Origin of the sequence: Aggregicoccus sp. 17bor-14 (genome assembly GCF_009659535.1) — a bacterium.
In the GTDB taxonomy this organism is placed as follows: Bacteria; Myxococcota; Myxococcia; order Myxococcales; family Myxococcaceae; genus Aggregicoccus.
The window spans coordinates 103,439-116,024 of record NZ_VJZZ01000006.1; the positions used below are offsets into that span (position 1 = coordinate 103,439).

Consider the following 12,586-nt stretch of genomic DNA (forward strand, 5'->3'; position numbering starts at 1 on the left):
CCCGCGTCCCATCTTCCCGGCAGGTGGGCCCCTGCGCACGCGGGGGCCCGGGCGCGGGAGGCAGCCATGCGCGGAGCACTGGCCGGAGGTCTGGGCGGCATCGGGCTGGGACTCACCTGGGTGGGGCTCGCGGGAATCCTGGGGCGCTTCGCCATCCCGCTGGGCTTCGTCGTGCTCGCGTGCGCCCTGGCGTCCGCGGGCCTGGCCTTCAGCGAGTCCCACTACCGCCTGCACGCGCCCTGGGGCTTCGCCACCCTGCTCGGCATCCTCGGGCTCACGGCGTTCGCGTGGGGTCCCGCCTGGTACGCGACCCTGCTGCTGCTCTTCGCCGCGGGCTACGCGAGCCTCGGCGTCCTCGTGCACCTGCAGCGCCACGGCCGGCCCCACCTGCCGCACTTCGGACGCGCGCGCGTCCGGACGTAGGCCGGCGCTCAGCGCACGCGCACCCGGTAGGCGCTGCGGTCCGTCCACGCGGACTCGGTGATGCCCGAGACGAGCAGCACGTGGGGCTGCGTATCGCAGGGGGTGAAGCTCCCGTCGCCGTTCTGCGGGCAGAGCTGCCCGTCCGAGCGCAACACCGTGGACTGCACCGCCGGCCCGGAGAGGTACTCCACCTGGTAGGTCTGGCCGGGCGTCACCGCGAAGCGGAAGGCGTCCGTGTCCAGCGCCGTCTCGAGGGTGCCCGAGAGCTCGGCGCCCACCTGCGCGTCCGTGGCAGTGGTGACCGTGTCGCCGTGGTCGTCCGGCCCCAGGTCCTCCAGCAGCACGGTGTAGCGGCCGGTGCTGCGCACGCGCACCACGACCGTGCCCGCGGTGGGCACGTCGATGTAGGTCAGCCCGGGGTCGCCCGGCGCGGGCACCTGGCGCGCGCCCGCGGGCAGCCAGAGCTGCAGGGGCTGCGTGTCGCCCGGCTCGGGCGTGTAGCGGATGCGGTACGCGCCTGCCGCCGTGCCCTCGAAGCGGAACAGGTCCCAGTCGTACAGGTAGTCGCTGCGCCCGGATACGGGGACGCCCGGGACCAGGGGCGTGGCGGTGTCGCGCGTGTCCCCGTGGTCATCCAGCCCGCTGTCCTCGGCCACCAGCGTGTAGTGCTGCCTCCCGGAGGTGCGCACGGTCAGGAAGTACGTGCCGGCCTCGGGGGCGACCCACTGCTGGGTCGGGCCCGCGTTCATATAGAGGCGGCTGCCGTCCGAGCGGGCGAGGTCGAAGGTGCAGCTGCCATCGTCCGCGGTGCAGCGGAGGGTCACGATGCGCCCCCGCTCGAGCGTGAGCGCGAAGACGTCCACGTCACCCGGCGTGTCGATCCAGCTGTCCACGACGGTGTCGAGCGCGAGGGGCGTGGCGGAGGCGGGCAAGTTCCCATGTTCGTCCTTGCCGAGGTCCTCGAGGCCGAGGCTGTAGGTGCCCCCCTGCTGCCTGTTCAGGGGCCGCACGTGCAGGAAGTAGGTGCCCGCGGCGCCGCCGCCCAGGAGGGCGGGCCCGGACGTCCACGTGACCAGGTTGCCCTCCATGTCGCGCACCTCGATGAAGAGCCCGTCGGGCAGGTCCGACTGGGGGCTCACCCGGACGATCTGCTCGGCGGGCAGCGCGAGCGAGAACACGTCCACGTCCCAGCCCCACTCGAGGCGCCCTGTCGCGCTCGCCCCCACGGAGACCGGGGTCGCCTGCGCGGGCGCATCGCCGTGGTCGTCCACGGCCTCGACGAGCCGGCAGGTGTAGGGGACCTGCGGCCCGCTGAACGAGTAGCTCTGTAGCTTCACGTAGGTGCGCTGCGTGGCGGACGCCTCGAACAGGGTCTCGCTGTGCGGCGCCTGCTGCACGACGAGCCCCAGCCGCTGCCCGCTCGCGCTCCAGAAGTCGGGCGCGGGCACCGGGCCGTTCGCGGCGCTGAAGTCGCAGGTGAGGCGGTAGACGCGGTCCCGGACCGCCTCGAAGGCGAAGGCGTCCTCGTCGCCCTCGTAGCTCAGGCTCCCGCTCACGGGCGTGCCGTCGGTGGCGATCGGCTGTGCGTCCTCGAAGGACCCTCCCTGCGGGTCGATGCCTAGGTCCGTCAGCGTGAGCGAGTAGCGGGTCCCGGCGGAGCCGCTCACGGTGAGCGTGTAGCGACCGGTGCTCTCGGCGGTGAAGCGCCCCGGCAGCGCGGCCGTGACGGGCCTCCCGTCCGGGTCCTTCAGCGCGAGCGCGCAGCGGTCCGAGCCATACGCGCTGCAGGTGACCTTCAGCTCGTAGAGGTGGGTGGCCTCGAGCGTGGCGGAGAACACGTCCAGGTCCTCCGGGAGCGAGATGGTCCCGGACGCGCTTCCCGGCACCGCGAGCGCGGTGGCCGTGTCCACCGTGTCCCCGTGGTCGTCCGTGCCGGAGAGCAGCGTGCACTGGTAGGCGCCGGTGGCGCCGTCCGGGAGCCACGAGCTGATGCTGTAGTACAGCGCCCCGGCGAACGAGGGCGTGAACTGGACCGTCAGCGAGGTCTGCCCCACGGCCACGGCGTTGGCGGCAGGCTGGCCCTCGAGGCCATAGAAGGCGAGCGCCCAGTTGCCGGTCGCGCCGGGCAGCTCGCAGCGCAGCTGGTAGGTGCGGCCCGCCACGGACGCCGTCGTGAAGACGTCCCGGTCGCCCACGCGCTCGAGCGTGCCGGAGAAGGGCAGGGGCGAGGGGTCGCGATGGCCGGCGCCCGCCGCGAAGTCGCTGACGTCATCGGGGCCGAGGTCCTCGAACCAGTACCGGAACGTGCCCGTGTCCGAGAGCTCCTTGCCGGTGAAGGCGAGGTAGTAGGTGCCGTTCGCGGTGGGTTGGTAGAGGGCGTCGACGGTCTCCCCCGGCCCCGCGCTGAGCCCGCCGAACGAGTGGAACTGGGAGTCGAAGAGGCGCACCACGCAGGAGGGGAGCGTGAGCGGCTCGCAGCCGATGGCGTACGTGTGGCCCGCCACCGCGGTGAACGCGTAGTAGCGCACCGGGGCATAGGTGCCGCCCCGCGCGAGCGAGTCCACGTGCCGCTCCGGCGAAGACGCGAGCAGGGTGGCCTCCTGCTGCATGCGCGCGTCCTCGTTGCCCCGCGGCGTGGCGCACGAGTAGCCGTCGCAGAGGCACGCCGCGCTCTCGCCCTGGGGCGTGCACACGCCGGGCGCGGGGCACACGGTGGTCTCACAGGGATCGACGCCGCCGCACGCGCCGAGCAGCGAGAGCAACAGGCCTGCGGCGAGCAGGGCGTGCGGACGGTTCAGGAGCATGCGGGGGGAGCCTCGGGGGCGGGGGCGGGGTGCGCAGACTAATCTGCTCTGCCCTGCCTTTGCCAGCCTGGGCCCCTACGCGCCCCCGGCGGCCTCCGCGCGCGCCTGGGCGGGGCGGGTGGCCTCCACGAAGCGCACCAGCCCCTCCAGCTGCCGGTCGTTGAGCGTGCTCTGCCAGCGCGCCTCGCGCAGCCTCTTGTAGGCCTCGGTCGCATCCCACCCCTGGGCGACGAGGATGGCGAGCCCCATCAGCGGCCCGCGCCCCACGCCGTGCTCGCAGTGCGCGTACACCTGGCCGCCTGCCGCGAGCCGCGGCAGCGCCCACGCGACACCTTGTTGCAACTGGGTGACGGAGGGCGCGTAGCGGTCCGGGGCGGGCAGGTGCAGCAGCTCGATGCCCAGCGCGCGCAGCGCCTGCGCGTCGTCCGAGCGCTCCTGACGCACGTCGATGACGTGCGTCACGCCCAGCGCCTTGAGCTGCGGGTAGGCCGCGCGCGGCACGTGCCCGCCCACCAGCAGCTGCGGCGTGACGCGGCTCACGTTGAGCGGGCGGCCCGGCAGCTTGGTCGTCCACTCGATGACGCGCGCCACCGAGCGCAGCACCTGCTTGCGCACCCAGCCGCGCACGCCCGGCACGCGGTGCACGTCGCGGAGCAGCGAGACACTCATTTCCCATCCCCTCGTTTCCCGGGCAGCTCGCCGCGGGTTTGGCCAGGTCCTACTCCTCCAGCGTGACCTCGAGCAGCCCGCTCACGGGCGGCGCCCCCGCGCGCTCGAGCACGGCGCGGTGGGTGTACGTGACGGGGCTGCCCACGAGGGGGCGCACGAGCGCGCCCATCAGCCCGAGGTCCTCCACGGGCGCGCTGCGGTAGACGAACCCCGTGCTGCGCAGGCGCCAGGGCGTGGCGGCCGCGTCGCCGAACTCCGCCGTCCAGCGCGTGGCGGCGCGCGTCCCCTCGCGCCGCAGCGCGAAGCGGGTGAGCGCCTGCGCGCCGCTGCCGTCCGACCAGAAGTACACCGGGCCGTAGCCGCCGTCCTGCGCCTCGCGCCCCACGAGCAGGGGGTGGGGCGCCGTGCCCGGCGCGCGGAAGCGCACCCACGCCTGCGCCAGCTTCGCCGGCGGGAAGGTGGAGTGGCTGTGGTCCACGTAGCCGCTGCCCGCGAGCCGCTCCTCGGGCAGCCCCTTGCGCGCGAGCCGCACCTGCACCGGGCTCCAGGGCAGCAGCACCTCGGCGCGGTAGCGCGCCGCGCCCTGCGAGAGCGTGGCGCCCGGCGGGGTGAAGGGGTGGAAGCCTTGCGCGAAGGTGAGCTCCAGGGTGCCGTCGCCGAAGGCCATGCGCACCGCGGGGTGCTCGCCCTCGGTGGCGCTGCAGGGGCCCACCCGCAGCGCGCGCGCCGCGGCGTCGTAGCCCCACTGCCCCTTGCTCACGCGCTCGCTCGGCGTCCACGCCGGCTGCGCGCTCGCCGCACCGCCGCGCACCACCAGCGCGCGGCACACGCCGTGGTGGCTGCCCGGCCCCAGGTGGGTGAAGGACAGCTGCGTCCAGACGTAGGTGCCGTCCTGCAGGTCGGCAAGGAAGGTGAAGCTCTCGCCGTAGTTGTCGCTCGGAACGGGCTGCGGCTCGAGGAGGCCGGGGCTCGCCGGTGCGGCCGGAGCTGCGGGCGCCCCAGACGCGTCCGCCGCGGCGAGCGCCGCGGCGGGCAGGAGCATCAGCAGCGCGAGCAGCCGCAGGGAGGCCGGCCGCGGGGCGCCGCTAGGCGGCATGGGGGCGCGGCAGCAGCGGGTCGTCGTCGCCCTCGGAGCTGTCGCCGAAGACGTAGTCGCGCTGCAGGGGGAAGTTCCACGCGAGGTACACCGCGGCGCGCGCGAGCCACCAGGCGAGCTGGTAGTGCAGCTGCGGGTGCAGCACGAGCAGCGCCACGCCGCCCGCGTTGAGCAGCATGCTCACCGTGCTCACCAGCGCGTAGCGCGCCAGCTGCGGGGCCACCGCGCCCTCGCTGCGGAAGGTGATGACGCGGTTGAAGGTGTAGTTCACCACCGCGCCCACCACGCAGCCCAGCGCCGTGGCGAAGGTCACGTTGAACTTCGCCAGCTCCACCAGCGCCGTCATCGCGCCGTTGTCCACCGCGGTGGCGAGCGCGGCCGCGACCACGCTGAGCGTGAGCAGCGCGCCGCTCGAGCGGCGGCGCGCCTTGGGGGGCGGGGCGAGCGCGCGGATGAGGTCGCGCAGGCGCGTCATCGCGGTGATGTTGCTGCCCACCGCCACCACGCTCAGGCCCACCACCGCGAGCCAGTGCATGGGGCGCGGGTTGTTGGGGAAGGCGAGCGCCTCGAGGATGGGCGCGAGCGCCACGCCGCCGCCCAGGAAGAGCACGCGCTCGAGCCGCTGCATCGCGCCGCCGCGCAGCGGGATGCCCAGGCCCTCGCCGCGCGCGCGCACGTAGGGCACCAGGCTGGTGCCCATGAACGCGGCGAGCACGGGCAAGAGCACCCAGGTGTCGCGGTAGTACCAGCCCAGGCCGATGAGGATGGCGCTGTCCGCGTAGCGGTCCAGCACGCTGTCCAGCGCGGCGCCCGCGGGGCTCGCCGTCTTGCGCACGCGCGCGATGCGCCCGTCCATCACGTCCAGGATGCCCGCGCCCAGGAAGAGCCAGCCGCCCAGCGCGAAGCGCCCGGCCGCCACCGCCACGCCGCTCGCCGCGGACAGCAGCGTGGCGAGCATGGTGATCGCGTTGGCGGGGATGCCGCTGCGCAGGATGAGCGACCACACGGGCCGGATGACCCAGAAGAAGTAGTGGCGCAGGAAGAAGCCCACCAGCACGGTCGCGCCGCGGCTGACGGTCTCCTTGTCCTCGGGGATGCCCTTGAAGAGGCAGCGCACGCTGAAGGCGAGCAGCCCGACGATGAAGTAGGCCGAGGCGAGGATGGCCGGCGCCAGCGCGGTCCAGATGCGCGCCGAGCGGCTGAGGTCGCCCGTCAACCAGGAGTACAGGGTGTCAATCATGGGTCTCTCCTTCGGTTGCCAGGGCGCCCACTTCGGCAACCCCCCGGCCCTTGAGCAGGGCGGCCAGTGCGTCCACCGCCGTGCAGGCGAGGAGCGCAGCGGCCACTCCCCCCACCACGTCCAGAATGTAGTGATGCTGCAGATAGACGGCGCTGAACCCGATGAGGCCCGCAAACAGGGCTGCAGGGATGCGCCAGCGCTTGCCCAGGTGCCAGACCTGCCAGAGGGCCACCGTGGGGTAGGCCGTATGCAAGCTCGGCATGGCGCCGAACACGTTGGGATTGCGCGAGTAGAAGCCCTTGAAGAAGCCCACGCCGATGAGGGCGTCGAAGCGGGCGGCGCCCGCGGCGCTCCCCGCCACGCTCAGGTCCGCGGGGCCCGGGCCGTGCATCATCACGTACCAGGGCGGGGCGGCGGGGTAGAGCACGTAGGTGATGCAGCCGATGAGGTTCACGGCGAAGAAGGTCCACGCCATGCGCTCGAAGCGCGCGTCGCGGCGCCAGAACAGCACCACCAGCAGGGCGAAGAACTCGAAGAGGTAGGTGGCGTAGCCGAGCCCGCAGAGCACGTCGAGCGCCACGTGGGTGTGGCTCGCGAACCACTCGGCGAGGTTCACGCCGAACAGCGCCTTCTCGTGCGCCACCAGGTCCCCGGTGTGCACCGCGGGGCGCAGGTGGATCCACAGGCGCTGGTTGTCCAGCAGGGTGCCGGTGAGCCAGAGCGCGATGCCGCCCTTGAGGAAGCGGCGCGCGCCCGGGCCCGCCCAGGCGAGCACGCCGAGCAGCGCGTCCGCGAAGAGGTGCTCGGGGCGGAAGAGCCCCGTGGCGAGCACCAGCGCGAGGTGCGCTGCGGCGAGCGCCGTGGCGAGCCACGGCAGCAGGGCCGGCGCGCTGGCGCTCCGGGACGCCTCCCCCGCGGGGTTCTTCATCGGCTCGCTCGAAGAACGCACGGGGGAGGTCACGGAGGCACCAGGCGCGGCGGGTGAGTCGTTGCGGGGGCTGCGACTACTTCGTCGGCAGGGGGAGGTCGTCCCCGTAGTAGTCGAGGCCGAGGTGGGTGATGGGCTCCTCGCCCGCCACCGCGCGCAGGGTGTTCTTCAGCTTCGCGGACTGGATGAAGAGGTCGTGCTCCACCGGCAGACCCTCGAGCGCCATCGGGGTCTTGAAGTAGAAGCTCATCCACTCCTGGATGCCGCGCCACTCGAGGCGCTTGGCCAGGTCCATGAAGATGGCGATGTCCAGCACCAGGGGCGCGGCGAGGATGGAGTCCCGGCAGAGGAAGTTGATCTTGATCTGCATCGGGTAGCCGAGCCAGCCGGTGATGTCGATGTTGTCCCAGCCCTCCTTCGCGTCGCCGCGGGGCGGGTAGTAGTGGATCGACACCTTGTGGCTGATCTTGCTGTAGAGGTCCGGGTAGACCTCGGGCTGCAGGATGGTGTCCAGCACGCTGCTCTTGGTGACCTCCTTGGCCTTGAAGGCCTGGGGATCGTCGAGCACCTCGCCGTCGCGGTTGCCGAGGATGTTGGTGCTGAACCAGCCGTCCAGGCCGAGCATGCGGGCCTTGAGCGCGGGCGCGATGACGGTCTTCATCATCGTCTGGCCGCTCTTGAGGTCACGGCCGGCCACCGGCACGCCCTGCTTCTTGGCGAGCTCCTGCAGCGCGAGCGTGTCCACGCTGGCGTTGGGGGTGCCGTTGGCGAACGGCACGCCCTCCATGATGGCCGCGTAGGCGTAGAGGAAGGTGGGGTTGATCTCGGCGCTGTTCGCGTCGATCGCCTTCTCGAGCTTCTCCAGGGTGCTGAAGATGTCCGGGTAGGGGCGGTAGGTCTCGACGCTCGAGCACACCACCATCACCGCGCGCTTGGCCCCGAGCTCCTTGAGGAAGTCGCGGATGTCCTGGCGCAGCGCCGCGATGCTGTCGCGGTGGGTCTTGGTGTCCTTGATGTGGGTCGCCTGGATGCGGCGCACGAACTCGGGGTTGTGCACGCCCTTCTTGGGCTTGATCGTCTTGAGGAAGGGGCGCACCAGGTCCAGGTGCTCCTTGCTCAGCACGCCGGAGCGCTCGGCCACCTGGGCCGCGTCCTCGGGGATGATGTCCCAGGCGCCGAAGACCACGTCCTCGAGGCTCGCGAGCGGCACGAGCTCGTTGAGCTTCACGGTCTTGTTCTGGTCGCGGCGGCCGATGCGCGCGGTGCCCATCTGGGTGAGCGAGCCGATGGGCTTGCCCTGGCCCTTGCGCGCCATCTCGACGCCGGCCATCAGGGTGGTGGACACGGCACCGAGGCCGGGGATCAGGATGGCCAGCTTGCCCTCGGGGGCGGCGACCTTCTTCTTCGTAGTCATGTCTGCTTCTCCTGCGGGGCGCCTCACGGCCTCCCGCTGTGCGACGTCAGCCGCGTTGGTCTGTGCCGGCCCCACATACTCCCGAGCGCGGATAGTCTCGATTGCGGACTATCTACATCGAACCGCGTCCGGTCACAACCGTTTGTGCGGGGGTCTACACTTTCTTCTTGCCGGGTGCGAATTCACTGCGGTGCAAGGGGAGGCGGACGGCACTCGCCCCTCCGGCGCGGGCGAATACCTCAATGCTCCGCCCCAGAAAAGTGTCACCCACCCCGCAGCAGCCCGGTAAGGCAAGGTGCGCAGGGTGGGCGGGATACTGGCGGCCCTAAGCGGGGCTGCTTGCTCGAGCAGGCGAGGGAGCGTGCCCCGGGCGTACGGGGCACCCCTCAGCCGGTGCGTCGCTCAGTGGGGCGCGGACGTCGTGCCGTCCTCGTGGAAGGTGAGCTTCTCGTTGTCGCCGGGGTCGGCCGGGCGCCCGGTGACGCTCGCCTTCACGAAGCCGGCGAGCTGCACCATGCGGCTGCTGGGCGTGTCCCAGTACTCGGCCTTCTCCACCCGCACGCGCAGGAGCGAGAGCTCCGGGTCCTCGAGCCCCTCGGGGAACCAGGCCTTGAGGGCGGGGGTCCACAGCTTCTCCATCTTCTCGCGGTCCTTCACCATGCTGCAGCGGCCCGAGAGGCTCACGTACTGGTCGCGCTTGGGCTCCGCGTAGGAGAGGTTCACGTGGTGGTCGTGCTCCAGCTCGTCCACCTTGTGCGAGTGCTGGCGGGTGAAGAACCAGAGCTCGCCCTCGAAGGCGTGCAGCTCGTGCGTCCACATGGGGCGGCTGCGCAGGGCGCCGTCCTCCTCCACGGTGGTCATCATCGCGACCTTGATGTCCTCGATGAGCTCTCCCAGGTGCTGCACCGCATCCGTGCCGGACCGCTTCTTCGCCATGGCGCCTTCTCCTTTGCGAGCCTGAGCTGCGAGCGTGGACGGGCGCACGGCGGGCGCCCGCGAAAAGACAGAGACCCCGCTCAGCTTGGCCACGTCCGGCGAGGGGCGCAGGGCGGAGGCTCCGCCCGGCCGCCTGCCCCGCGCGCGGGCGCGGCGCCCCTGCCGCGAGGCCATGACGGGGCCGTGACGCGGCGCCGACCGGACGCTGACCCGGGCCGCCTGCCTGCTGTGCGATAGTCGGGCCCGTCCGTGACGCGCTCCGCTCTCGCCGCCGTGCCCCCTCGCCGTGCCGTGCCCTGCCGGCAGGGGAGCGCCTAGATGCTGCGCCGGCTGATGCCCACGCTGCTGCTGCTGGGCCTGGGCTTCCTCGCGCTCGCGTGGGGGCTCGCGAGCCTGCAGCGCATCTTCCTGCAGGAGGCGGAGGACGCGCGCGCCCAGCTCGCGGGGCGCCGCAGCACGCTCGAGCAGTACGCGCGCGAGGTGCTCGCGCGCACGCTGCAGGCGCGCATGGAGGCGAGCCTCCCCGAGCTGGAGGCCGCGCTCGTGGACCCGCTGCTGCCGGCGGACCACCTCTTCGTCGCGCGCGGAGGACGCCAGTACCTGCCCCGGCTCGTGCGCGCGAGCCCGGGTGCCGAGGGCGCCGCGCGCGAGGCCCACGCCCAGCTCTCCAGCGCGCTCGCGGGCAGAACGCCCCTGCCCGCCGCGGGAAGCGCGCTCGCGCTGCGCCTCGCGCCGCTCGCCGCCGCGCTCTCTACGTCCGATGCAGCGCCGGGCCCTGCGCAGGGCGCGGGCGCACCGCCGCCCCGGAGCGCTCCGGGGCTCTCGGCGGTGGCGTCCAGCGCCGGTGCTGCGGCCGGCCTGGCAAACCCCGAGCCGCTGCTCCTCGCGCTCGGACAGGCGCGCGTGGAGCACCCGCTGCCGGTGCCGCAGGAGCTCGCGCTCGCCCTGCTCGTCGCCGAGCGGCTGCAGCGCGGCGCGCTCACGCCCGCGCCGGTGCGCGCGCTGGTGCGCGAGGGCTACGGCGAGGGCCCCGAGCGCCTCCCCGGGCTGCAGCGCGAGCTCTTGCGGATGCGCGGGCGGCTGGGGGAGGGGGACTTCGCCTTCCTGCGCGAGCGCATCGCGCGCCTCAGCTACGCGCTGCAGGTCCCCGCGGACGACTTCATGGCGCGCGCGTACGAGCAGGGTGCGGGCGCGCTCGTGCTGCCCGAGTCGCTCGGCTCGCCCACGCTGGTGGGCGAGCGCTGGTACCTCGAGCCGCTCGAGAGCGGCGCGGTGCGCGGGCTCGCCGTGGACCCGGCGCGGCTGCTCGAGGCGCTCGCGCGCGAGCTCCAGGAGAAGGGGCTCGCGGGCAAGGACGCGCGGGTGAGCCTGGAGCCGGGCGGCGCGGTGCAGCCGCTCTCGCGCCTCGCGGTGCAGGTGCAGCTGCCCGAGTGGGCGGCGGCCGAGGCGGACATCGCCCAGCGCTACGGCCTGAAGACGGGGCTGGTGGCGGCGTGCGCGGCGCTGGCCGCGGCCATCGTGGTGCTCGCCGGCGTGGCGCAGCACCGCAAGTACCGCTTCGTGGAGCTCAAGAGCGACTTCGTGGCCACGGTGAGCCACGAGCTGCGCACGCCCCTCGCCTCCATCCGGCTGCTCGCCGAGAGCCTGGAGCGGCGCGCGGGGAGCGTGCCCGAGGCGCGCGACTACCCGCAGCGCATCGTGCAGGCGGCGGACGGGCTGCACTTCCTCGTGGAGAACATCCTCTCCTTCAACCGCATCGACAAGGGACGCTGGAGCCCGCGCCCCGCGCGCGTGCGGCTCGAGGAGTTGCTCGGGCCCGTGCGCGAGGAGCTGCACGCGCAGGCGCCCGGCGCAGAGCTGCAGGTAGAGGGCGGGGACGTGGCGCTGCAGGTGGACCCGCAGCTCGCGCGCCTGCTCCTGAGCAACCTCGCGCGCAACGCGTGCACCTACAACCGCCGCAGCCCCGTGCGCCTGCGCCTCGCCGCGAGCCTGCAGGGCGCGCGCGTGCTCGTGGAGGTGCAGGACAACGGCCTGGGCATCCCCGAGGGCGAGTGGGAGCGCGTGTTCCAGGACTTCTACCGGCTCGAGCGCCCGGAGCACGAGGTGCACGGCAGTGGCCTCGGGCTCGCGCTGTGCCGCAAGATCATGCAGGTGCACGGAGGCCACATCCGCGTGCACGCCTCCAGCCCCGAGGGCACCACCTTCCTGCTCAGCTTCCCCGCTCCTTCCCACGAGCTCGCATGACCACCGCCCGCCCCTCCATCCTGATCGTCGAGGACGACCCGCACCTGCGCACCGGCCTGCGCGACAACCTGCAGGACGAGGGCTACGAGGTGGCGCTCGCGGCCAACGCGCGCGAGGCCGAGTCCCAGCTCGCCCAGCGCACTTTCGATCTGCTCATCCTGGACGTGATGATGCCGGGCGAGGACGGCTACAGCCTGTGCCGGCGCCTGCGCGCAGGGGGGCTCACCAGCATGGTGCTGATGCTCACCGCGCGCACGCTGGAGGACGACCTGGTGCGCGGCTTCGAGGCGGGCGCGCAGGACTACCTGGGCAAGCCCTACCGGCTGCGCGAGCTGCTCGCGCGCGTGGCGGCGCTGGTGCGGCGCACGGGCGCGGCCGCGCCACAGGTGATGGCCTTCGGCGGCTTCACGCTGGACCTCGGGCGCCGCAGCCTGAGCCGCGGCGCCGAGGAGATCGAGCTCACCCGCACGGAGTTCGACCTGCTCGTGTACCTGCTGCGCCACCGCGACCGCGCCCTCACGCGCGACGCCATCCTGGATGCGGTGTGGGGCACCGACGTGGTCGTGGACCCGCGCACCGTGGACAACTTCGTCAGCAGCCTGAAGAAGAAGCTCGCCTGGACGAGCGCGAGCCCCTGGGCCATCCACACGCTGCGCGGCGTGGGCTACCGGATGGAGCTCGAGCCGCGCGCCATGACCGAACGATGACGAAGAGATGGCCGGGCCTCCGCACCCGCCCCGCGTGCCTTCCGTAGCTTGGCAGGTGCGTGGACAGCGGCGCCTCCGGGACTCCCACGCAGGCCGCAACCAAGCGGCCGCCCGGGGCGCCCACG

The 12,586-nt window shown here is 73.0% G+C and carries 10 protein-coding genes; 3 read left to right on the forward strand and 7 right to left on the reverse strand.

The features are described 5' to 3' along the window. Positions 1-66: 66 nt before the first annotated feature. Positions 67-423: a hypothetical protein gene (locus FGE12_RS13175; RefSeq protein ID WP_153866811.1), complete on the forward strand. Its 357-nt coding sequence runs from the start codon at positions 67-69 to the stop codon at positions 421-423. An 8-nt stretch (positions 424-431) separates the two neighbouring features. Here the strand turns inward: FGE12_RS13175 and FGE12_RS13180 are convergent, their stop codons facing one another. From FGE12_RS13180 to FGE12_RS13210, 7 genes are all read right to left on the reverse strand, one after another. Next, positions 432-3,227, reverse strand: coding sequence for a hypothetical protein (locus FGE12_RS13180; protein WP_153866812.1), 2,796 nt, complete (start codon positions 3,225-3,227; stop codon positions 432-434). 75 nt (positions 3,228-3,302) lie between these two features. Further along, positions 3,303-3,896: a dual specificity protein phosphatase family protein gene (locus FGE12_RS13185; RefSeq protein WP_153866813.1), complete on the reverse strand. Its 594-nt coding sequence runs from the start codon at positions 3,894-3,896 to the stop codon at positions 3,303-3,305. Between the two features lie 49 nt (positions 3,897-3,945). Continuing rightward, on the reverse strand, positions 3,946-4,992 hold the full coding sequence (locus tag FGE12_RS13190; RefSeq protein ID WP_153866814.1) for a hypothetical protein: 1,047 nt from the start codon (positions 4,990-4,992) through the stop codon (positions 3,946-3,948). Next, entirely contained in the window at positions 4,982-6,232 is a 1,251-nt protein-coding gene (locus tag FGE12_RS13195; protein WP_153866815.1) for a GtrA family protein, read from the reverse strand. The genes FGE12_RS13190 and FGE12_RS13195 overlap by 11 nt, the downstream gene beginning before the upstream one ends. Next, positions 6,225-7,193 (reverse strand): phosphatase PAP2 family protein, encoded by a 969-nt coding sequence (locus FGE12_RS13200; RefSeq protein ID WP_194797845.1) that lies wholly within the window; start codon positions 7,191-7,193, stop codon positions 6,225-6,227. The genes FGE12_RS13195 and FGE12_RS13200 overlap by 8 nt, the downstream gene beginning before the upstream one ends. A 43-nt stretch (positions 7,194-7,236) precedes the next feature. Beyond that, complete coding sequence (locus FGE12_RS13205; RefSeq protein WP_153866817.1) at positions 7,237-8,574, reverse strand: inositol-3-phosphate synthase; 1,338 nt, start codon at positions 8,572-8,574, stop codon at positions 7,237-7,239. A 402-nt stretch (positions 8,575-8,976) separates the two neighbouring features. Beyond that, positions 8,977-9,510 (reverse strand): pyridoxamine 5'-phosphate oxidase family protein, encoded by a 534-nt coding sequence (locus FGE12_RS13210; protein WP_153866818.1) that lies wholly within the window; start codon positions 9,508-9,510, stop codon positions 8,977-8,979. Positions 9,511-9,828: 318 nt separating this feature from the next. Between FGE12_RS13210 and FGE12_RS13215 the strand changes: the two genes are divergently transcribed. Further along, the gene (locus FGE12_RS13215; RefSeq protein ID WP_153866819.1) at positions 9,829-11,754 is read left to right on the forward strand and encodes a HAMP domain-containing sensor histidine kinase; all 1,926 of its coding nucleotides are present in this window, start codon (positions 9,829-9,831) and stop codon (positions 11,752-11,754) included. Next, the gene (locus FGE12_RS13220) at positions 11,751-12,461 is read left to right on the forward strand and encodes a response regulator transcription factor (RefSeq protein ID WP_153866820.1); all 711 of its coding nucleotides are present in this window, start codon (positions 11,751-11,753) and stop codon (positions 12,459-12,461) included. The genes FGE12_RS13215 and FGE12_RS13220 overlap by 4 nt, the downstream gene beginning before the upstream one ends. Positions 12,462-12,586 lie beyond the last annotated feature (125 nt).